This window comes from Ideonella sp. FW305-24 (assembly GCF_058788035.1).
Genome location: NZ_JBYTAI010000010.1, coordinates 91,454 through 112,214, shown reverse-complemented (window position 1 = coordinate 112,214; position 20,761 = coordinate 91,454). Strand labels below are relative to the sequence as shown.

The following is a 20,761-nucleotide window of genomic DNA, read 5'->3' as shown; positions in this document are numbered from 1 at the left end:
GCCACCGGGGTCGGCCCGTAGGACTTGTCTCAAGGGCGACAAAGCCCCGCAGCGGGTACGCTTGTTGCACACTGGATTTGGCGCACGCACCGTTGGTCCCGTCGCCACCTGGCTTGCCAGGCGTCCTGTGTTGTTGGAGACAAGCATGCCCAGAGCCGGCCCCATCCTCGCCCCGGCGGCCACCGCCGGCCCGGCCGTGAACGCCGTGCCGCTGCCTTGCGTGATCGACGTCGAGGCCTCCGGATTCGGCCGCGGCAGTTACCCGATCGAGGTCGGTTTCGTGCTGCCGGATGGCGAGTCCGTCTGCACCCTGGTGCAGCCTGCCCCGCACTGGCAACACTGGGACGGCGCAGCCGAGCACCTGCACGGCATCACCCGCGACGTGCTGGCGCGGCACGGCAAGCCGCCGCGCGAGGTCGCCGAGCTGCTCAACAGTCGGCTGCGTGGCGCCACCATCTACTGCGACAGCTGGGCCCACGACTACGCCTGGCTGGCCATCCTGTTCGACGAAGCCGGCCTCACGCCCAGCTTCAAGCTGCGCCACCTGCACGAGCTGCTGGACGACCAGGCCGCCGCGCACTGGGACGGCGCATGCGCCGAGGTGCGCAACAGCCTGCAGCTGCAGCGCCACCGAGCCTCCACCGACGCCCGCGTGCTGCAGCTGGCGCTGGCCCGGGTGCGGGAGGGGCAGGCCGCGCCCATCGTGCCACCCTCGCCAGAGGCCGCCTGACCCCAACGCTGAACCATGGCTGAGCGCCTGCCCGCTTCGGTGCGCCGCCATGCGCTGATGCTGATCGGCGTCGGCTTGATCGCCGTGCTGGCCGCGGTGGCCTGGGTGCAGTCGCGCCAGTTCGTGCTGTTCAGCGCCAGCATGCAGCGCAACGAGGACAACCGCGTCTGGCACCTGGTCGAGCTGGAAACCGAAACCCTGCTGCTGCGCGACGCACTGGAGGCCGCGGCCGCCCACCCGGACGCCGCCAGCCAGGTCTCCCTGCGCCTGCGGCACGAGCGCTTTGCCAACCAGGTGCAGTTGCTGCTCAAGCCGGCCCGCAACGGCAACGAGCCCAACGACGGTGCGCTGCCCGAGCTGCTGGGCGCCAAGCCCCAGGCCTTGCAGCGCCTGCTGAACTCGCTGGTGCGCCAGGTGGACCTGGTGCTGCAGCGCAGCGGCCCGGCCGAACCGGCGCTGCTGCACAGCCTGGCCAACGAGATGGCGCTGCTGCAAACCCCTGTGCATGCGCTGGCCGACGAGGCCAATGCCCGCAGCCATGCCCAGACGCTGTGGCGCAACAGCAGCATCCGCAGCCAGATCCACCTCGGCGTGGGCCTGACCGCGCTGCTCAGCCTGATGACGCTGGCCTTCGCCGCGGTGCTGCTGCGCCAGTGGCACGCCAGCCAGCAGCGCGGCGCCGAGCTGGAGCATCTGGCCGACAGGCTGAAAAGCGCCCGCGAGGCGGCCGACAGCGCCAACCAGGCCAAGAGCGTGTTCCTGGCCAACATGAGCCACGAGCTGCGCACGCCATTCAACGGCCTGCTGGGCATGCTCAGCCTGCTCGAAGACACCCGGCTGGACGTGGAGCAGACCCACTTCGTGCACACCGCGCGCGACTCGGCCGAGCACCTGCTGGCCATCCTGAACGACATCCTGGACCTCTCGCGCCTGGAGTCCGGCCGCATGACGCTGGACCTGCGGCCGCTGCGCCTGGGCGCGCTGCTGCGCGAGGTCGAATCCACCATGGGCCCGGCCGCACACGCCAAGGGCCTGGCGCTGGAATGCCTGGTCGACCCGCAGCTGCCGGAATGGCTGCTGGGCGACGGCACGCGCATCCGCCAGGTGCTGTTCAACCTGCTGTCGAACGCGGTCAAGTTCACCGAGCACGGTCGCATCCGGCTGATCGCCCAGCCCGCCGGCGCGCTGGACGCGCAGCAGCGCTTGCCCGTGCAACTGCAGGTGATCGACACCGGGGTGGGCATTGCGCCGGTCGTGCAGGGCCGGCTGTTCCAGCGCTTCAGCCAGGGCGACGACCGCATCTCGCGCCAGTACGGCGGCGCCGGCCTGGGGCTGGAGATCACCCGCAACCTGGCGCGGCTGATGGACGGCGAAATCCGCATGCGCAGCCAGCCCGGCCAGGGCAGCGAGTTCAGCGTGGTGCTGCCGCTGCGGCCTTGCAAGCCGCCACAGGCCGAAGGCATTGCAAGCGGCGCGCCGCCGGCCCGCGCGCTGGATGTGCTGGTCGCCGAGGACCATGCGACCAACCGCATGGTGGTCGGCACGCTGCTGTCGCGCCTGGGCCACCAGGTGCGTTTTGCGCGCAATGGCGAAGAAGCGCTGCGCGAGGCCGAGCGCCATTGCCCGGACCTGATCCTGATGGACCTGCACATGCCCGGCATGGACGGCCTGGAAGCCACCCGCCAGCTGCGCCGCCGCGCGCCGCCGCTGGGCCGGGTGCGGGTCATCGCCGTCAGTGCGGACGCCTTCGAGAACACCCGTGCCCAGGCCCTGGCCGCCGGCATGAACGGCTTCCTGAGCAAGCCCTTCCACTGGGACGCGCTGGAGCAGCTGCTGGGCCGCGTGCCCGCCTCGCGCGACGCAGCCATGGCCGAGGCTGCGCTGGCCCGCGGCGCGGCGCATGCAGACACAAGAGCCACCGACACCGCGCCTGTGACACTCCCGGACGCCGCCACTGAAGCAGCTACCGACGCAGCATCACACACGCCGCTTGCCGCAACGAAGGAAGCCCCAGTGCAGCGCCCCGCGGCCAAGGTCCGCCCCCGTCCTGGCGACATGGCCCGCCACCTGAACCTGTCCACGCTGGGCGAGCTGTGCGTGCTGCTGACGGCCGACGGCCTGCGCCCGCTGCTGCGCGACTTCTTCGCCGACAGCGGCGGCACCCTGCCCGCGCTGTGCGACGCACTGGGCGAGCAAGCGCCGGCCCGCATCCGCCAGCATGCCCACGCGATCAAGGGTGCTGCCGAACTGGTCGGCCAGGCCGGCGTTGCCGAACTGGCCCGTGAGATCGAACACCAGGCCGACGCGCTGGCCGAGCAGCCGGACCAGGCCGAGCGCATGGCCGAACGCTTGAGCGAGCGCTGGGCGCGCTGCCAGGCGCTGTGCGAGTGCCTGGGCTTTCTGTGAGTTAGACCACCACCGGCTCAATCTCCAGCCGGATGCCGAAGCGGCCGTAGACGCTCTCTTGAATGGCCCGCGCCAGCGTCTGCACCTCGGAGCCGATGGCGCCGCCGCGGTTCACCAACACCAGGGCCTGCTTCTCGTAGACCCCCGCATGGCCCACCGTCTTGCCCTTCCAGCCGCAGGCGTCGATCAGCCAGCCTGCCGCCAGCTTGAAGCCGCCGCCGTCCATCGGGTAGTGCACCACGTGCGGGTCGCGGGCGATGATGTCGCGGCACTGCTCGGCCGTGACCAGCGGGTTCTTGAAGAAGCTGCCCACGTTGCCGATCACCGCCGGGTCCGGCAGCTTGGCGCGGCGGATCGCGCAGACCCAGTCGAAGAGGGTGCGGGCATCGGGCGCGTGGTTGCCGGTCTCGGCCATCTTGCGCTCCAGGTCCAGGTAGCCCAGCACCGGCTGCCAGTGCCTGGGCAGGCGAAAGCGCACCCGGGTGATCAGGCTCTTGCCGGCCAGGGCCTGCTTGAAGATGCTGTCGCGGTAGCCGAACTTGCACTGCGAAGCGTCCAGCCGCACGCTGCGGCCGGTCACCAGGTCCACTGCGTCCAGCGAGTCGAAGCGGTCCTGCAGCTCCAGCCCGTAGGCGCCAATGTTCTGCACCGGTGCCGCGCCCACGGTGCCGGGGATCAGCGCCATGTTCTCCAGGCCCGGCAGGCCGTGGTCCAGAGTCCAGGCGACCAGGTCGTGCCAGGACTCGCCGCCGCCGGCTTCGACGATGAAGGCGTCCGCCGTTTCGCTCGCCACGCGCATGCCCTTGACCTCGACCTTCAGCACCAGCTCGGGCATGTCCCGGGTCAGGATCACGTTGCTGCCGCCGCCCAGCACGAACTTGGGCGCGCCGCCCAGGCCGGGCAGCTCCAGCAGCCGCCGCACGTCGGCGTCTGCGGTGATGCGCACCAGCCGGCCGGCCACCGCAGGCAGGCCAAAGGTGTTATAGGACTTCAGGCTCACGCCCGCTTCGATTTGCATGGCAGAATTTTCTGCTATTCCCCGTTCTCCTTTGCCCTTGCAGGCCAAACAGCGCCTGCTATTTCCGAAAGTTTCCTGCCATGCCCAGCTTTGACGTCGCCCTCGAACCCGACATGGTCAAGATCAACAACGGCGTCAGCACCGCCATCAAGGAAATCGGCACCCGCTTCGATTTCAAGGGCACCAGTGCCAGCGTCGAGCTCAAGGAGAAGGAAAAGGAGATCCACCTGGTCGGCAACAGCGACTTCCAGATCGACCAGATCAACGAGGTGCTCGTCAGCAAGCTGACCAAGCAAGGCGTGACGATCAACTTCATCGACAAGGGCGAGAAGCTGGAAAAGCTGGGCGGTGACAAGCTGCGCCGCGTCGACAAGATCAAGGACGGCATCGAGTCCGAGCTGGCCAAGAAGATCACCGGCGCGATCAAGAACAGCAAGCTCAAGGTCCAGGCCAGCATCCAGGGCAACGAAGTGCGCATCACCGGCAAGAACCGCGACGACCTGCAACAGGCCATCGCACTGCTCAAGAAAGAGTTTCCCGAGCAGCCGCTGACGCACAAGAACTTCCGGGATTGACGCTCGCAGGCCGGCCGCAGAATCCCAACGTCGTACAAATCAGAACGCACGCACGACCGGATCCTGTCGATGAAGCCGCCTTGCTGCCATTTCTGCCACAAGCCGCTGAGCGCCCAACCTGCGACCGATGGCCCCAAGGACGGCCTCGTGCAATTTGCCGACCGCGTCCCGCTGCCTCCCGGCATGGCAGGCCATCCACACGGACTTGAATGGTTCTGCGCCGCACATTTCGCCAAGGCACAGCGCCTGTCGGATCGCACCACCGAACAGGCGATGAAGGAAATGAGAAGGTAGACCGGGGCAGCAAGCAGCCACTGGCAGCAACCGGTGCCGGAGGGCAATCAGTGGACACTTCGCAGCACGGGATCGTTCATGTGCGCGAACTCGGCCTTCCGGTGCCGAACCGGGGCCTCGCCAACACGTGAAAACCCCATGGCCCGCTTGTCGCTGGGGGGACAGGATAAAGGCGAACGGTCGTGCTAAAAATCGGAGAGATCGGAGACAAGCCTCATGGACCTCAATTTCACGCCGGACGAACTGGCTTTCCGCCAGCAGATCCACGACTGGGTGGCCGAGCACCTGCCCAAGGAGATCAGCAGCAAGGTGCACCAGGCCCAGCGCCTGAGCCGCGATGACCTGCAGCGCTGGGCAAAGATCCTGGGCGCGCAGGGCTGGCTGGGCTACGGCTGGCCTAAGCAATTTGGGGGACCAGGCTGGAACGCGGTGCAGAAGCACCTGTTCGAAGAAGAGTGCGCGCTGGCCGGCGCGCCGCGCATCATCCCGTTTGGCCCGGTGATGGTGGCTCCGGTCATCATGGCCTTCGGCAGTGCCGAGCAGCAGAAGCGCTTCCTGCCAGGCATTGCCTCGGGCGAGGTCTGGTGGAGCCAGGGCTACAGCGAGCCTGGCTCGGGTTCGGACCTGGCTTCGCTGAAGACCCGCGCCGAACGGCAAGGCGACAAGTACATCGTCAACGGCCAGAAGACCTGGACCACGCTGGGCCAGTTCGGCGACTGGATCTTCTGCCTCGTGCGCACCAGTACCGAAGGCAAGCCGCAGACCGGCATCAGCTTCCTGCTGGTGGACATGAAAAGCCCCGGGGTGACCGTGCGGCCCATCATCATGCTGGACGGCGAGCACGAGGTGAACGAGGTCTTCTTCGACAACGTCGAGGTGCCGGCCGAGAACCTGATCGGCGAGGAGAACAAGGGCTGGACCTATGCCAAGCACCTGCTCGCCCACGAGCGCACCAACATCGCCGATGTGAACCGCGCCAAGCGCGAGCTGGAGCGGCTCAAGCGCATTGCCAGGTCGCAGGGCGTCTATGACGACACCCGCTTCCGCGACCAGATCGCGCTGCTGGAAATCGACATCGTGGCACTGGAGATGATGGTGCTGCGCGTGCTGTCGGCCGAAAAGAGCGGCAAGCAAAGCCTGGACGTGGCCGGCCTGCTGAAGATCCGCGGCAGCGAGATTCAGCAACGTTATGCCGAGCTGATGATGCTGGCAGGCGGCCCGCTGAGCGTGCCGTTCATCCATGAGGCCATGGAAGCCGGCTGGCAGGGCGACCAGGCGCTGGGCGGGCTGTGGCCGGGCAACGCCGGCGAATGCGCGCCGCTTTCAAGTACCTATTTCAACCTGCGCAAGACGACCATCTACGGCGGCAGCAACGAAGTGCAGCGCAACATCGTCAGCCAGACCGTGCTGGGCGCCTGAGGAAACAACATGGACTTCGATTTCTCCGACGACCAGGTCTCGCTGCGCGACGCAGTGGCCCGCTGGGTCGACAAGGGTTTTGCCTTCGAGCGCCGGCACCAGTTGGCCAAGGCTGGTGGCGCCACGCGCGCCGTCTATGCCGAGCTGGCCGAACTGGGCCTGGCCGGCCTCACCATTCCCGAGGCCCATGGCGGCCTGGGCTTCGGCCAGGTCGAGGCGATGGTGGTGATGGAAGAACTGGGCCGCGGCCTGGTCAACGCACCCATTGCCCAGGGCGCGCTGATCGCCCCGGCCCTGCTGGCCGACGCGCCCGAGGCGCTGCAGGCTGAGTGGCTGCCGAAGATGGCCAGCGCCGAAGCGTTGGTCGTGTTGGCACACCAGGAGGCCGGCGCACGCTACAAGCTGCGCCATGTCACGACCCGAGCGCAGCAGACGGCGAAGGGCTGGACGCTGGATGGCGTGAAAAGCGTGGTGCCGGCCGGCGACGAGGCCGATGCCTTCATCGTGCCAGCCCGCATTTCCGGCGACGTGGACAGCGAGGCCGGCATCGCGCTATTCCTGGTCGTGCGCGGCGCCACGGGCGTCACCGTCGAGGGCTACCCGACGCAGGACGGCGCGCGCGCCGCCGAGCTGACGCTGGCGCAAGCCCCGGCCGCGCTGGTGGTCGAGAAAGGCTACGGCGCGCTCGAACAGTCGGTGGACATCGGCATTGCCGCGCTGTGCGCCGAAGGCGTCGGCCTGATGGACAAGCTGACCGCCATCACCGTCGACTACATGAACACGCGCAAGCAGTTCGGCGTGACGCTGGCGCACTTCCAGGCGCTGCGCCACCGCATTGCCGACGTCAAGATGCAGCTCGAACTGGCCCGCTCGATGAGCTACTACGCCACGCTGAAGCTGGGCGAAGCGGCCCCGGCCCGCCGCCGCGCGCTCAGCCAGGCCAAGGTACAGCTGAACCAGTCGGCCCGCTTTGTCGGCCAGCAGTGCATCCAGCTGCACGGCGGCATTGGCGTGACCGACGAATACCTGGCCAGCCACTACTTCAAGCGGCTGACGATGATGGAGATGCAGTTTGGCGACACGCTGCATCACCTGGGCGAAGTCTCGGATCGCATGCAGGACACCGCTGGCGTCTTCGCCTGACCTGCGCACTGACCTCCGCCACAAGCCGCGTTGCCCGACGCGGCTTTTTTCATGGCTGCAGCCCTCAGGCCAGGCCAGGCCAGGCCAGGCCAGACAGTCATTGAAACATGGGATGTTCGCCAGGGTAACAACCACTACCATCGAACGCGCCCCAGGCACAGCCATGCAAGATCTCGGCATTCCGCAAGCCTTCACAGGCCGGGCGCTGGATATCAACGACGCAGGTTGGGTCGTGGGCCAGTTCACCGGCGCAGGCAAGACCGGCGGCTTCATGATCATGAGCGACGGCACCCAATTCAAGGACCTGGACGATGTGGTCACGCTGCCCAATGGCCTGCACGTCTACAGCGCCAACAAGATCACCAGCAGCGGCAAGATCCTGGTGCAGGGCTCCGACCTCAAGTACTACCTGCTGACCCCGGTCAACTGAGCTTGACCGCTTCGCTTTCGCCCGTGCCCGCGGCATCTGCCGCATCAACCCGGTGGCGGGCCTGCCCGGCCGGCAGCGCGTCACCCGCGCGCACGCGCCGCACCGGGTGCAGCGCCAGCGCGCCGATGAACAAGTCCTCGTGCGCCAGCAACTCCGGCACCGTCATCGCCGGCGGCGTGTTGCAGCACTTGCCGCAGGCGCTGCAGTGGAACGCGACGCGGGTCATCGTGGGCTCAACCGCGGATCACCAGGGGCGACGCACCGAGCCTTGGTAGCGGCTCAGCAAGAAGGCCTTGACCGGTTCGGCGTGATAGGCCGCGACCAGTTGCGCCACCCACGGTGAATCCTTGTCCTGCCGGCGCACCGCGAGCACGCCGGCATAGGGGCTGCGGGCGTCTTCCAGGCCCAGGCTGTCGCGGGCCGGCTGCAGCCCGGCGGTCATCGCGTCTTCGGCGCCGATGACCACCAGCGCCGCCCGATCCAGCGCCGCAAACAGCTTCGCGGCAGGCTGTGTCTGCAGCCGCAATGCCAGCCGGTTGACGACCACGTCAGCCAGCTTGGCGTGCAGCCCGCTGTCATCGCACAGCGTGATCACGCCGTGGTTGTGCAGCAGCAGCAAGCCTCGGCTGAGGCCGGCCTGATCGCGTGGCAGCACCAGCGTGTCGCCCTGGGCCAGCTGGCGCAGGCTGCGCAAGCGGCGCGAGTAGAGGGCCATCGGCAGCGTCAGCGTGGCGGACACGCTGGCCAGCTGAGCGCGCAGCGGGTCGGCGGCAAAGGCCACGCCGTCTTCGAAGCTGACGGCGTCCAGCGCGCCGCGTGCCAGGTCGGCATTCAGCGCGCGGCCGTGTTCGCGCACGTCCAGCTGCAGCTGCAGGCCTTGCGGGGCGAGGTCGCGCACGAGGCCCAGCACTTCGGCCTGAGGACCGGGCACGGTGCCGATGCGCAGCGGCGAGGAGGACCAGCCCGCGCCGGCCACAGCAGCCAGGCCTGCACCCAGCATCCAACGTCGCTCGAAGTTCATGGCGTGCGCAGCACAGTGCGAAAGCCGATGTGCGCTGTTGCCAGATCCGCCTCTTGCGACTCACGCGCCGAAGCCCGGTAGCGCACGCAGTAATCCGGCGCGCAGAGAAAGGAGCCACCCTTGATCACCATCGAGATCGTTGGCCCCGAGGGCCGGCCATTGGCCGACCCGCCCCCCGAGGGGGTCAAGTTGGCTTGGGACGGCCCGGCGGCAACTTGGGAAGGCGCGTGCTGAGCGCCTGCCACCGCCGCGGTGTCACCGTTCATGTGCGGCTGGTGCGGCCCGCTGTAGGCATCGCGTGTCCATTCCCAGACGTTGCCGATGGTGTCGTGCAGGCCCCAGGCGTTGGCCGGGTAGCAGCCGACCGGGGCCAGGCCTTCGTGGCCGTCCTCGTGCAGGTTCAGGATGGGGAAGCTGCCTTGCCAGTAGTTGGCGGTCGGCTTGCCCGTCACGTCGCGCGGCGCGTCGTCCAGCGTGTCGCCTTGCTGGCCGGCCTTGGCGGCGTATTCCCACTCGGCCTCGGTCGGCAGGTCACGGCCCAGCCAGCGGGCATAGGCCAAAGCGTCGGCCTGGGTCACGAAGCTGACCGGCAACGCGTCGCGGCCGGCCTGGTCGCTGCCAGGGCCGCCGGGATGGCGCCAGTCCGCACCGGCGACGAATTGCCACCAGGCCAGCGGCCGTTGCTGCAACTGCTCGGGCGTGGGCACCGAAAACACCACGCCGCCGCCCTGGCGTTCGGCCTCGGTGACATAGCCGGTCGCCGCGACAAACGTGGCGAACTGGGCCACGGTCACCTCGGTCTGATCGATCCAGAAACCGGCCATGCGCACCGGCGCAGCCGAAGCCGGCCGCTCGTCGGGGTAGCCCTTGGTGCTGCCGAACTGGAAGCGGCCCGCGGGCAGGGCCACCATGCCGGCGTGCGCGTCCTGGCGCCAGGCAGGCGGCAGGCCGGCGTAGGCCTCGCAAGCCTGTTCGCTGCCCAACAGCGGCAGCGGCACGGTGCGCGCGCTGTCCAGCGGCGCCTTGTGCGCCGCCGCCGTGTACCAGGCCAGCAGGCCCGCCATCACCAGCACCAAGCCGGCGCCAGCGCGCCTGGCGCCGGCCTGTCGCCACAACATCTGGCTGCCCTGCTCAGTAATAGCCGGCGGGGCGCAGCGGTTCCACGCCGCCAACGTTGCCCATGTAGCTGCTCCATTGCTGGATCAGCTGGTCCAGCTGCGCCGGGTTGGTGACCGAAAGGTCCTTGTTCTCGCCGCGGTCGGCGCTCAGGTCGTACAGCTCCCAGTGGCCGTCCAGCGGGCCGAACGGTGGCTCGGTCCACAAGGCCTTCCACTTGCCGTCGGCGCTGGTCAGGTAGGCGCGGCCGTAGGACTCGTCGCCGAAAGCATCGGTGCGCACCGAGGCCGTGCTCTTGCCCAGCAGCACGTCAACCAGCGACTTGCCGCTCACCGGGTAGACATAGCGGTTGTCGTAGACGACCTTGCCCTTGTTGGCGTCCACACCGGTCAGCACGTTGATCGCGGCCGGCGCGGGCGTGCTGGGCGGCGTGACACCGGCGGCGGCCAGGATGGTCGCGGTGATGTCGGTCACGTGGGTGAAGACAGTGCTGTTGGCCGCGGCCTTCTTCTGGCCAGGCAGGTGCACGATCAGCGGCGTGCCGACACCGCCTTCGCCCATGTAGCCCTTGGTCTGGCGGAACGGCGTGGCGCTGACCTCGGCCCAGCGCTGGCCGTATTGCAGGCGCTTGGCAGCGGCCAGGCCGTTGTCGGTGCCCAGCGTCGAATAGACAGGCTCGACCGCGTTGGCCTCGTCGACCGGTTTGGGGTCCAGGCTGGCCGCGTTGGCCGGGAAGCCGCCGCCGGCGTTGGTGCCGATGGGCCAGCCTTCGGCGCCGTTGTCCGACTGGAAGATGATGACGGTGTTGTCGTACTGGCCGATGTCCTTCAGGTGCTGGACCAGCAGGCCGATGTTGTGGTCGAGGTTGTCGACCATGCCGGCGTAGATTTCCATGTAGCGCGCCTGGGCCTTCTTCTCCAGGTCGCTCAGGCTGCTCCACTTCTTGTTGTAGTGGCCCTGGCCGTAGTCGGTGTAGCCGTCGGCCACGCTGTGCACCGCGCTGATGTACCTGGCGCTGGCCGTGCCGTTGTTGGCGGTGGGCGCGGAGACCGTGAGCGTCTCCGGCTCGCCGGCAAACGGCGTGAAGTCCTTGGGGATCAGGCCCAGGTCCTTCTGGCGCTGGATGCGGGCGGCACGCACTGCTTCGTAACCGGCGTCGTACTTGCCTTTGTACTTGCTGAGGTAGGGCTCGGGCACCTGCAGCGGCCAGTGCGGCGCGGTGTAGGCCGCGTAGGCGAAGAAGGGCTTGCCGTCGTCCTTGTGGGCGTCGATGTAGCCGATCAGGCGCTGGGTGTAGAAGTCCGTCGAGTAGAAGACCTCGGGCGAGCCGCCGGTGCCGCCCGGCTGCCCAGGTTGCCCGGGCTGCACATAGGCGCCGTTCTCGGTGTAGTTCTTCGAGCCGGCCGCTTCATGGCCGAAGTGGTTGTTGGCCGCGCCGCCCAGCAAGGCGTAGCTGCTCTCGAAGCCCCATTGGTCCGGCGTCTGGCCGATGGTGCCCAGGGCGACCGGCGCGTCCACATTGGCCACGTTGGAGCCCAGGTGCCACTTGCCGGCCATGTAGGTGTGATAACCCGCATCCTTCAGCAACTGCGCGACCGACAGCGCGCGGTCGTTCAGGTAGCCCTCGTAGCCGGGCAGGCCCTTGCGCTCGTCGCTGGGCGCGCCCATCGTGCCTTCGCCAACGAGGTGGTGGTCGGTGCCGGAGATCAGCATCGAGCGGGTGATCGCGCAGACGGTGCCGGTGTGGTGGTTGGTCAGCAGGCGGCCGCTGGCGGCCAGTGCGTCGAGGTTGGGCGTCTCGATCTCGCCGCCGAAGGCGTGCACGTCGGAGTAACCCAGGTCGTCGGCCATGATGAAGACGACGTTGGGCTGCTTGGGCAGGCTCAGCGTCTCGCTGTTGTCGTCATCGTCGTTGCAGCCTGGCAGGATGGCCAGTGCGCCCAGAACCCCGACCATGGCCAAGCCGATCATCGACCGGCGATGGGCTCCCCGGACTGCTTTTGACTTCCGCACTGCACTGACCCTTGGATTGTTTGTGGGAAGGCGAGTCTCGCGAGCGACATGCAGATGCGGAACGAATGAATCTGCGCAAGCAAATGCGAAGTGCGTTGATTGAATTTGGCGGCACCGGCTTGGCGATAATCGCGCCCATGTCCTTGCCCGATGCCGACTTCGACCGCTTCTTCACCGAGCACATCGTCGGCCTGCCCGTGCTGGTGGACATGGGGCGCAGCGCGTCGGTGCGCCAGGTCTCGGACCGTGGTGTGCGCATTGGCGCCCTGGGCGAAAAGGCGCGCTTGATCGGCCTGGCCGGGCGCACGCTGCTGAGCCGCGACCCGACACGCGCAGTGGCTGGCCAGCCGTTGGCGCTGCCTGGCTTGATCGCGCTGCGGCGCAAGGTCCTGGTCGCCGGGCTGGTGGCCTGGAGCTTGCTCGTTGGCGGCACGGTCGCCGGAGCCTGCATCTGGTGGATGAAAAGCTGAACAGCATGACAAGCGTCTTCCAGGAAAGCAGTTTCCCCAGCGGCCACGACAGCCTGGTCATTGACCCGGTGGCCATGAACATCATCAACCGCGTGGCCGAAGGCACGATGCTCAACGGCGAGCTGCTGTTCAAGGGCGGGCTGCTGCTGCAAGGCACGCTGCGCGGCAGCGGCGAGATCGCCGGCAAGCTGGTGATCTGGCACACCGGGCAACTGCAGGGCAAGTTCCGCGTGCTCGGCGACCTGTACGTGCTGGGCCACCTGGGCGGCGTGGCCGACGAGGCGGACGCAACCACCCAGGTCGAATGCCAGGGCACGGTGCACGTGGCCAGCACCGGCATCTGCACCGGCTCGCTCAGCGCCTCGCGGCTGCGACTCTACGACGGCGGCGTGCTGCAAGGCCCGTTCCGCACCCTCAAGCACGAACGCTCGCTGCCGGTGCTCGACACCACGGCCTGAGCGCTGCTCTTCAATTTCACCAGTACTTCCAGCATGAGCGACTCTGACTCCCTGCCGCGCATCCCGCTTGGGCCTGCGCTGCCCGACATGCGCGCGCTGCCCACGCTGAGCGCGGCCCAGGTGCTGCACCCGGCACCCGACAGCCGACCAACCGGCCAGCACTCGCTGCTGGGCGCCGACTGGGAGTTCGAGGGCCAGGCCCGCATCGCCGGCTCGTTGACGGTGGCGGGCGTCTGGCGCGGCCGGCTGGACGCCACGCCGGCGCAGGGCGAAGGCCACGTCATCATCACCGAGAGCGGCCGGCTGCAGGGCGAGTTGCAGGCGCGCAGCCTGTCGGTGCTGGGCCATGCAGACGGCCTGCTGCAGGCCAGTGGACGCGTCACGCTGCACGCCAGCGCGGTCGTCAGCGGCCAGGTGCGCTACGGTCAGCTGCAGGTCAATGGCGCGGAGCTGAATGCACGTGTCGAACGCCTGGTCGACCTGCCGTGAGCCGCTGAGCACCATCGCCCATCATGTCCAACCCGACGCCCAGCGGCGAGTCCGGCCCGCCGGCCGCGCTGCGCTCGCCCGAAGCGCTGCGCCGCGCCGCGCTGGCCCGCGCCTCGCAGCGCGCCGCGCCCATCGCACGCCGTCGCATTGCCTGGCGCTGGGCCGCATTCGTGCTGCGCCGCGCGCTGCTGTGGGGCTTCGTGCCGGCTGCGGTGCTGCTGACGCTGTGGTGGAAGAACGGGGTGCACTGGCCTTGATCGAGCAGGCCTTCCCACCTCTGGCGTGCGTTGCACGCCCCGCAGGTTTCGTTTGGACGCAGCCTCTACCAGCCCCGCGGGCACAATGCCCTTGGCCAGAATCCCCGACCTTTGCAGAAGTGAGTGAGCCATGAACGGCGCAGACCAGAATCCGAACACCGCCAGCTTCACGCCCCGCCTGGTGCCGGTGGAACCGCTGAACGCGATCTCCAGCCTGATCGCCGAAGGCGCAGTCTTCGAAGGCACCTTCAGCACCACGAAGGACCTGGGCCTGCGCATCGACGGCACGCTCAAGGGCCCCATCCAGCTGCAGCAAGGCGGCACCGTGCACATCGGCCCCACGGGCGTCGTCGAAGCCACCCAGATCGAAGCCGACCACGTGCTGATCGAGGGCATCGTGCGCGGCACTGTGATCGCCCGCAAGACCCTGGAAATCACCGGCTCCGCCACCCTGCTGGGCGACGCGATCTATGACGCCCTGCTGGACGTGCATCCCCGCGCCAAGCTGCGCGGCAAGGTCGAATACCGCGGCGAGATGGACCCGCCGGCAACGCCTTCGTATTGAGATACCTCCGGTGCGCCAGCACCGCCTTCAGCAACCTCGCCCTTCGCGGGTTGCCCGGCCACCCAACCTGAATCAGGGCTGGGGCTCGGCCAGCGCCGGGCCGCTCCCAAGCGGCCGAGCCACCCTCTCGGAGGGTGGCGCCATGTACGCATGGCGCCGGGTGCTCAACTTCTATAGTCGGCGTTGATGCTGACGTAGTCGTGCGACAGGTCGCAGGTCCAGACGGTGGTCGTCGCTGGGCCGCGCTTGAGGTCCACGCGCACCGTGATCTCACTCTGCTTCATCACACGCTGGCCGTCTTCCTCGCGGTAGGCGGTGTGGCGGCCACCCTGGGTGACGACATGAACGTCGTCGAGGAACATCTCGATCAGGCTCTGGTCCAGGTCGCCGATGCCGGCGTAGCCGACGGCCGCCAGGATGCGGCCGAGGTTGGGGTCGCTGGCGAAGAAGGCGGTCTTGACCAGCGGTGAATGGGCGATGGCGTAGGCAGCGAGCTTGCACTCGGCCTCATCGCGGCCACCATCGACCTGCACCGCGATGAACTTGGTGGCGCCTTCGCCGTCGCGCACGATGGCCTGGGCCAGCAGGCGCGAGACTTCGAACACCGCCGCCTGCAGCGCCTGCCCTTCTTCGCTGCTCAGCGAGGTGATGGCGGCGTGGCCGGCGCGCTGGGTGGCGATCAGCAGGAAGGAGTCGTTGGTCGAGGTGTCGCCGTCGATGGTCACGCGGTTGAAGGACTGGTCGGCCGCGGCCTTGACCAGCGGCTGCAGCAGCTCGGGCGCGATCACCGCGTCGGTGGCGACAAAGCCTAGCATGGTCGCCATGTTCGGGCGAATCATGCCGGCGCCCTTGGAGATGCCGGTCACGTTGACGGTCTTGCCGCCAATCGTGAGCTGGCGCGACGCGGCCTTGGGCAGCGTGTCGGTGGTCATGATGCCTTCGGCGGCGCGGCCCCAGTGGCTGGGCTGCAGGTCGGCCAGCGCAGCCGGCAGGCCGGCTTCGATGCGCTCGACCGGCAGCGTCTCCATGATCACGCCGGTGGAGAACGGCAGCACCTGTTCGGGCGCGACACCCATCAGCGTGGCCAGGCTGGCGCAGGTGCGGCGGGCGCGGGCCAGGCCGTCGGCGCCGGTGCCGGCGTTGGCATTGCCGGTGTTCACCACGATGGCGCGGATCGCACTGCCTTCCGCCAAGTCTGCCAGGTGCTCGCGGCAGACCTGCACCGGCGCGGCGCAGAAGCGGTTCTGCGTGAACACGCCGGCCACTGCCGCGCCCTCTTCCAGCCGCACGACGACCAGGTCCTTGCGATTGGCCTTGCGCACGCCGGCTTCGGCAATGCCCAGCGTGACGCCGGCCACCGGCGCCAGGTCGAGAGGGTTCGGGGCTTGCAGGTTGACTGGCATGGCAGCGCTCACGGTCGAAGAAGAAGGTCCGAAGACGACAAGGGCGCCATTGGGATGTTCCAAATGGCGCCCTGGCGGGATGCGCGAATTGTACGAACGTCGGTGTGACGTTTCGTGGCAGCGGCCCAGGGTGGCGGGGCTTGCAGCTGCCGGGTTCGGTCAGCTCTTCCTGCGGCCCTTGGGCGGGGGCGCAGGCGGTGCCGGCGGCGCGCTGGGCGCGGCGGAGAACAGGCGCGCGGCGCGGCCTTTCAGCTCCAGCAGTTCAGACGGCGTGACCGAGTATTTGCGACCGACCACGTCGACCTCGACGCGGAATTCGACTTCCTTCTTGCCGTTGGTCAGCATGCCGGAGGTGAACTCATAGTCCTCGTCCTCGCCCGGGAATCCCTCATACGGCGGATCGTTGTCCTCGCTGAGTTTCACGTCGCGGATCTCGCCGCTGGCCAGGTCGAGGACGCCGGTTGATTCGATCACCGACTCGGCCAACTCGTCGATGATCTTGATGGGAAGCTTGAGGTCCACGTGGCGCTCGAACAGAAATGAAACAGGGCCGGGATTGTATGGCGCGGGACAGGCCCGGCCACGATCCCGGCCCTCCTGGCGTCAGCTCTTCTTGGCTTGCGCCTTGAGCGCCTTGCTCACCAGCCCCTGGCCGGTCGGGTCGATCCAGGCCGCGCGCATCTTGCGGCCGCACTGCACCGAGGTGTAGTAAGGCTGCTTCTGCGGATCGGTGTTGTAGACGTTGGCCATGTCGTAGCGGGCGATCACGCCGTACCACTGCTTGCCCGCGTCCACCCAGGGATAAAAGCCGAACTTGCCGGGGCTGCTGAAGGCGCCGTCGCCAACCGTCGGGTCGTCCTCGACCCAGTGGCCCAGCGAGTAGTGCCAATGCTCGTCGCTGATGTTGTTGACGCCACCCGGACGACCGTTGTTGATCGGGCTGTAGTAGGCCGTCGGGCAATCGTCGCCGTTGGTGTGGGTGCACACCGCGTGCGAGCCCAGCGCCGGGTTCATGTAGGTGTACGAACCGTTGATCAGGTTGCGCAGGAACTGGGTGTAGCCGTTGACCGACACGCCCAGGCCGCCCGCCAGCTGCGGATTGACCCAGGTCAGGCCGCGCTTGGTGTTGGGCAGCAGCTTGGTTGCAGCGGTCAGGTCGGCGGTGGTGTCAGGGCCGTAGCCCATTGCGTCACCCAGCACCTGCATGTGGCCACCACCGTAGTAGAAATAGCCGTCATAGTTGGACGTGTAGTCGCCGTTGGTGCCACCGGCAGCACCCGGTTCGGACAGGCAGCTGTCCACCGTGGAGGCGGTCGAGCAGGCGTTGAAGTTGACGTAGCCGGCGCTCATCGTGAGGGCCTTGGCCATCACGTCGCTCACCTGGCCCTGCACCTGCTCCACCGCCATGCTGGCGAAGACCCATTTCGAGGCCGAGGCCACCGGAATGGTGGTGGTCGCATTGATGGTCTTCAGGCTGCCACCACTGCCGCCCTGGCCGCTGGCCTTGAGGCCGACGCCATCGCCAATTTCCCAATAGAAAGCCGTGAGGCTGGTGCAGGCCGGATCGGTGCTGGCCACGATCCCGGCTGCAGCAGCCCGCTCGTCCACGGTGGCCGAGTGAGCCGCTGCAACTGCGAACAGCGACAGCGTCGCAAATGCCACCAGATTCCAGCCAAAACGGCTGGCCATCAGTTTGGCCGTCAAGCCGCCATGATTGGCGGTCATCGTCGCCTGCTGCACCGCGTCGGTTTGACGCATTTCACGCGCAGGCGCGCCCATCAGACGGGCATGCCCCGCCTGGTGTCCCAACTTCGTCATTGATCAATCTCTTTCTATGCGGCCCGGTGCGAGTTTTTCGCTACCGACCCGGCATCGCCTGGGCGCTCTCGAACTTGTCCTGGCGCCCTGTCCAACGACACCCCCTGATGGCTTGGCTGCTCTACAGCTGTCCAAGACAAACATGCAGCAACCATGCCACCAGAAATGTGACAAATTGCGGCGTTCGGCCTGCCGCAAACCCTTGCGGGCGCCGCCATCGGGCGCCCATATTTGTCAGGCCAGACCGTGGCCCGGATCAGCTCCTCAGCTGCCCTTGACCCAGGCTGCGCGGATCTTGCGACCGCACTGCATGGAGGTGTTGTACGGCGCCTTTTTCGGGTCCGTGCTGTTGACATTCACGCTGTCCGTGCGTGCAAGCACACCGTACCAGGCCTTGCTTTTGTCAATCCACGGATAAAAGCCGAAACGGCCCGGGCTGCTGAAGGCACCATCGCCGACCGTGGGGTCGTCTTCCACCCAGTGGCCCAGCGAGTAGTGCCAGCGCTCGTCGCTGATGTCGTTCGGGCCACCGGGGCGGGACTGGTTGATCGGGCTGAAGATGGCCGTCGTGCAATCGCTGCCGTTGGTGTGGGTGCAGGTGGCCTGCGTGCCCAGCGACTTCGCGGTGCTGGCGTAGCTGCCGTCCAGGATCTGGCGCAGGAAGCTGGCGTAGCCGGTGGCCGTGGTGGCCAGGCCGCCCGCCAGCTGCGGGTTGATGTAGCTCATGCTGTTGGACATGCCGCGCTGCGAGCGCAAGGCGCTGGCCAGCAGGCTGTTGTTGTCCGGGCCCAGGCCGCGGGCATTGCCCAGCACCTGCATGTGGCCGCCGCCGTAGGAGAACTTGCCGTCCTGCGCGGCGATGTGGTCGCCGTTGGTGCCGCCGAAGCGGCCCGGCTCCTTCAGGCAGGACGCCACGGTGCCGGTGTTGCTGCAGCTGTCGAAATTGTTGTAGCCGCCACGCATGCTGAGCAGGGCCACGTCATTGGCCGACAGGCTGCCGGCGATCTGCTCGATCACCGTGCTGGCGAACACCCATTTCGAAGCCGAAGCCACCGGCATCAGGGTGGTCGCCGTCGGCGCCTTGTTGGTGCTGGTGACGGCGCCGCCAGTGCCGCTGGCCTGCTTGCCGGTCGCGTTGCCGATCTCCCAGTAGAACGGGGTCAGCGAGGTGCAGCTGGCATCCTTGCCGGCCACCTTGGTCGCCGCGGCCTTGCGCTGTGCCAGCGTGGGGGCAGCGGCGGTCGCCGCAGCAATCTCGCTGACACCCTCGGCCGCGGCAACCGCACCGCCGGCACTGCTGTCGACATTGCTGCCCGAGGTGCTTCCGGACGTTGCCGCCGCGGTTTCGCTGCCAGTCGAACTGTCTCCGCCTCCGCCACAGGCGGCAAGCATCAGCATCAGGGTCCACAGCGGCGTGGCGCGTAACACGGCATTCATCGGTCGATTCCTCAGGAATTGCCCCGTGTTCACAGGGCTTATCCAGCTATCGACCAATGCCGCCGCTCACTTGAGAGGCGGTCGCAAAAAACTGTGTCGTGCGGTGTCAGTCCCGATTCGGGATCGAACTGATTTCTTCTGCCGCCCCAGCCATTGGTGAACCGCGGTGATGACTACTCGCCCACGAATCCGAGTTCTCGCGCACGCTCGCGGATCAAGCGGATCACGTCACCAAAGTCCAGCGGTGCCAACTTGTTTTTCTTCAGGAACGCCTGCCATTGCACCTGCTTCGAGGCGTCGTTGGCGAACACATCGCTCAGACCGAGCGGCTGAGCACGGGGCATGGCGGTTTGCCTGCGAGCGAAGGTGGCTTCAACGGCGCGCTGCAGTTCCGCATCGTTCAAGGAGGCGTCTTGCAGCAACACCCACAGGTCGAAGAAGTCCTTCATCCGGGTGTTGATCATGCCCAGCACCGTCACGGCATGCAGCTTTTCGGACACCACCGTGGCCTTGGGGTAGGCACGCAAGGTCGGCGCAGGCACGTCGACCAGCAGGGTCGTGTAGACGACTGACTGGGCCTCGGGTGTGACCGCATCGCCAAAGCCGATGTCGATCTGCAAGGCGAGGCGCGAGCCGTCGAGCGTGGCACGGAGGTCAATGCGCACGCCCCCGTAGCCAGCTTCCTTGCGAATCTCGGTGCCGGCCACAGATGCGGGGTCGAACACGATGCCATCGTCCACCGCGATGCGGCAGATGGATCGGAAAACGCCAACGAGCGTGGGCACGTCGTCCTGGCCGAACCCCAGCAGATCAGCGTCGCGGGTCGGACGGTGCGTTTGGCCGTACCAGAGCTGGAACAGCAGCGCTCCCTTGAGCAGAAAATTGTGCGCGTGCTCGGAGATGGACAGCCGGTACAGCAGGCGTTCCAGTCCATAGCGGGTCAGGGTCAGGTTGAAGTCCTGCTTGGCTGTGAACGGGTGCTGCTTGAGCCGTGCACGGATCGACGCCGCGCGGTTGCTTGTCATGCCGTGATCGCCTCGATGTACGGTCGCATCACGTTGGCCACGCGACCACGAGCGGCATGGCGCCAAAGCTCATCCATGCTGAATCTGCGGCCACTCCACCCTTCGCGCAAGGCTTCAAGCGCCACGTCCAGACCGATCTTGTTGCGGAACCGGAAGCAGTCGACGATGGTACGGGCCACGTTGAAGACCGGCACCTCGACGCCATCGATGACCCGCCGTTCCACGCCCTCGGCCAGCGCTTCGTCGGACATGCGCACGACGCGGATGGCGGGCTGGTCCAGCCGCGGGCTCACCATGTGCAGCGGAATGGCGATCCAGACTTCAAACGGAGCCTGCGTGCCAATCTCGTGGACCCGCAACGCGGACAGCAGGCACACCACCCCCTTGGGCACGCGTGCCGCAACTTCCGCCAGCGAACGGTGCTCGCTGATTTCCTCGTCGGGGAGACCGTACAAGCCTCGGGACACGCGCTCCAGCTTGCCGGCCTTCACCAAGCGCGTCAGGGTGATCGTTGGCAGCCCCTGCTCGGTCAGATCACGCGCTCGCAGCAGGGTTCGGGCGCGCGCAAGGCGCATCACCTGCTGTTCGTGGGTGTCAGCGATGGCTGCGGAGGGCGGCTTCATCCGCGAATTCTGTTGCTTAAAAACGGTGAGAATAAATTATTACAGTATAAA

Annotated in this window: 23 protein-coding genes; 12 read left to right on the top strand and 11 right to left on the bottom strand. The window is 67.5% G+C overall.

Annotated elements, in window-relative coordinates; translation table 11 throughout:
• Window positions 1-145: 145 nt before the first annotated feature.
• Together AC3WR5_RS23755 and AC3WR5_RS23750 are read left to right on the top strand one after the other, a co-directional pair.
• Window positions 146-730, top strand: a complete 585-nt coding sequence (locus tag AC3WR5_RS23755; protein ID WP_231012747.1) for a 3'-5' exonuclease — start codon at window positions 146-148, stop codon at window positions 728-730.
• Window positions 731-745: 15 nt separating this feature from the next.
• Window positions 746-3,136, top strand: a complete 2,391-nt coding sequence (locus AC3WR5_RS23750; RefSeq protein WP_492487618.1) for a response regulator — start codon at window positions 746-748, stop codon at window positions 3,134-3,136.
• Window position 3,137: 1 nt separating this feature from the next.
• On the opposite strand, the gene murB is transcribed toward AC3WR5_RS23750, so the two are convergent.
• Window positions 3,138-4,154: a UDP-N-acetylmuramate dehydrogenase gene (murB, locus tag AC3WR5_RS23745; RefSeq protein WP_141286743.1), complete on the bottom strand. Its 1,017-nt coding sequence runs from the start codon at window positions 4,152-4,154 to the stop codon at window positions 3,138-3,140.
• Window positions 4,155-4,234: 80 nt separating this feature from the next.
• Here murB and AC3WR5_RS23740 point away from each other — a divergent pair, with 80 nt between their 5' ends.
• From AC3WR5_RS23740 to AC3WR5_RS23720, 5 genes are all read left to right on the top strand, one after another.
• Window positions 4,235-4,729, top strand: a complete 495-nt coding sequence (locus AC3WR5_RS23740) for a YajQ family cyclic di-GMP-binding protein (RefSeq protein WP_492487616.1) — start codon at window positions 4,235-4,237, stop codon at window positions 4,727-4,729.
• A gap of 69 nt (window positions 4,730-4,798) precedes the next feature.
• Window positions 4,799-5,023, top strand: coding sequence for a hypothetical protein (locus AC3WR5_RS23735; protein ID WP_492487614.1), 225 nt, complete (start codon window positions 4,799-4,801; stop codon window positions 5,021-5,023).
• A gap of 216 nt (window positions 5,024-5,239) precedes the next feature.
• On the top strand, window positions 5,240-6,442 hold the full coding sequence (locus tag AC3WR5_RS23730; RefSeq protein ID WP_492487612.1) for an acyl-CoA dehydrogenase family protein: 1,203 nt from the start codon (window positions 5,240-5,242) through the stop codon (window positions 6,440-6,442).
• A gap of 9 nt (window positions 6,443-6,451) precedes the next feature.
• A complete protein-coding gene (locus AC3WR5_RS23725; protein ID WP_492487610.1) occupies window positions 6,452-7,585 on the top strand; it encodes an acyl-CoA dehydrogenase family protein in 1,134 nt (377 codons plus the stop codon).
• Window positions 7,586-7,748: 163 nt separating this feature from the next.
• Entirely contained in the window at window positions 7,749-8,015 is a 267-nt protein-coding gene (locus AC3WR5_RS23720; RefSeq protein ID WP_492487608.1) for a hypothetical protein, read from the top strand.
• Here the strand turns inward: AC3WR5_RS23720 and AC3WR5_RS23715 are convergent.
• From AC3WR5_RS23715 to AC3WR5_RS23700, 4 genes are all read right to left on the bottom strand, one after another.
• Window positions 8,008-8,241: a hypothetical protein gene (locus AC3WR5_RS23715; RefSeq protein ID WP_492487607.1), complete on the bottom strand. Its 234-nt coding sequence runs from the start codon at window positions 8,239-8,241 to the stop codon at window positions 8,008-8,010. The genes AC3WR5_RS23720 and AC3WR5_RS23715 overlap by 8 nt on opposite strands.
• An 18-nt stretch (window positions 8,242-8,259) precedes the next feature.
• Window positions 8,260-9,036, bottom strand: a complete 777-nt coding sequence (locus AC3WR5_RS23710) for a MetQ/NlpA family ABC transporter substrate-binding protein (protein ID WP_492487605.1) — start codon at window positions 9,034-9,036, stop codon at window positions 8,260-8,262.
• Window positions 9,033-10,100 carry a formylglycine-generating enzyme family protein gene (locus AC3WR5_RS23705; RefSeq protein WP_492487759.1) on the bottom strand — a complete coding sequence of 356 codons (1,068 nt, stop codon included), beginning with the start codon at window positions 10,098-10,100 and terminating at the stop codon, window positions 9,033-9,035. The genes AC3WR5_RS23710 and AC3WR5_RS23705 overlap by 4 nt, the downstream gene beginning before the upstream one ends.
• A 67-nt stretch (window positions 10,101-10,167) precedes the next feature.
• Window positions 10,168-12,165, bottom strand: a complete 1,998-nt coding sequence (locus AC3WR5_RS23700; protein WP_492487603.1) for an arylsulfatase — start codon at window positions 12,163-12,165, stop codon at window positions 10,168-10,170.
• A 137-nt stretch (window positions 12,166-12,302) separates the two neighbouring features.
• Between AC3WR5_RS23700 and AC3WR5_RS23695 the strand changes: the two genes are divergently transcribed.
• The 5 genes from AC3WR5_RS23695 (at window position 12,303) to AC3WR5_RS23675 (ending at window position 14,404) form a co-directional block, all read left to right on the top strand.
• Window positions 12,303-12,635 carry a hypothetical protein gene (locus AC3WR5_RS23695; protein ID WP_492487601.1) on the top strand — a complete coding sequence of 111 codons (333 nt, stop codon included), beginning with the start codon at window positions 12,303-12,305 and terminating at the stop codon, window positions 12,633-12,635.
• A gap of 5 nt (window positions 12,636-12,640) precedes the next feature.
• Window positions 12,641-13,093 carry a bactofilin family protein gene (locus AC3WR5_RS23690; protein ID WP_141290592.1) on the top strand — a complete coding sequence of 151 codons (453 nt, stop codon included), beginning with the start codon at window positions 12,641-12,643 and terminating at the stop codon, window positions 13,091-13,093.
• A 33-nt stretch (window positions 13,094-13,126) separates the two neighbouring features.
• The gene (locus AC3WR5_RS23685; RefSeq protein ID WP_492487599.1) at window positions 13,127-13,582 is read left to right on the top strand and encodes a bactofilin family protein; all 456 of its coding nucleotides are present in this window, start codon (window positions 13,127-13,129) and stop codon (window positions 13,580-13,582) included.
• A gap of 23 nt (window positions 13,583-13,605) precedes the next feature.
• Window positions 13,606-13,839 (top strand): hypothetical protein, encoded by a 234-nt coding sequence (locus tag AC3WR5_RS23680; RefSeq protein WP_231011501.1) that lies wholly within the window; start codon window positions 13,606-13,608, stop codon window positions 13,837-13,839.
• 130 nt (window positions 13,840-13,969) lie between these two features.
• Window positions 13,970-14,404, top strand: coding sequence for a bactofilin family protein (locus AC3WR5_RS23675; RefSeq protein WP_492487597.1), 435 nt, complete (start codon window positions 13,970-13,972; stop codon window positions 14,402-14,404).
• A 164-nt stretch (window positions 14,405-14,568) separates the two neighbouring features.
• On the opposite strand, the gene argJ is transcribed toward AC3WR5_RS23675, so the two are convergent.
• The 6 genes from argJ to AC3WR5_RS23645 all read right to left on the bottom strand — a co-directional run bounded on the left by argJ (window position 14,569) and on the right by AC3WR5_RS23645 (window position 20,710).
• Complete coding sequence (gene argJ, locus AC3WR5_RS23670) at window positions 14,569-15,807, bottom strand: bifunctional glutamate N-acetyltransferase/amino-acid acetyltransferase ArgJ (RefSeq protein ID WP_492487595.1); 1,239 nt, start codon at window positions 15,805-15,807, stop codon at window positions 14,569-14,571.
• Window positions 15,808-15,966: 159 nt separating this feature from the next.
• Window positions 15,967-16,329 carry a hypothetical protein gene (locus tag AC3WR5_RS23665; protein WP_141288219.1) on the bottom strand — a complete coding sequence of 121 codons (363 nt, stop codon included), beginning with the start codon at window positions 16,327-16,329 and terminating at the stop codon, window positions 15,967-15,969.
• Window positions 16,330-16,410: 81 nt separating this feature from the next.
• Window positions 16,411-17,625 carry a hypothetical protein gene (locus AC3WR5_RS23660; protein WP_141288220.1) on the bottom strand — a complete coding sequence of 405 codons (1,215 nt, stop codon included), beginning with the start codon at window positions 17,623-17,625 and terminating at the stop codon, window positions 16,411-16,413.
• Window positions 17,626-17,889: 264 nt separating this feature from the next.
• Entirely contained in the window at window positions 17,890-19,062 is a 1,173-nt protein-coding gene (locus AC3WR5_RS23655) for a hypothetical protein (protein WP_492487593.1), read from the bottom strand.
• A gap of 173 nt (window positions 19,063-19,235) precedes the next feature.
• The gene (locus AC3WR5_RS23650) at window positions 19,236-20,087 is read right to left on the bottom strand and encodes a nucleotidyl transferase AbiEii/AbiGii toxin family protein (protein WP_492487591.1); all 852 of its coding nucleotides are present in this window, start codon (window positions 20,085-20,087) and stop codon (window positions 19,236-19,238) included.
• Window positions 20,084-20,710 (bottom strand): type IV toxin-antitoxin system AbiEi family antitoxin domain-containing protein, encoded by a 627-nt coding sequence (locus tag AC3WR5_RS23645; protein ID WP_492487589.1) that lies wholly within the window; start codon window positions 20,708-20,710, stop codon window positions 20,084-20,086. The genes AC3WR5_RS23650 and AC3WR5_RS23645 overlap by 4 nt, the downstream gene beginning before the upstream one ends.
• Between the last annotated feature and the right edge of the window lie 51 nt (window positions 20,711-20,761).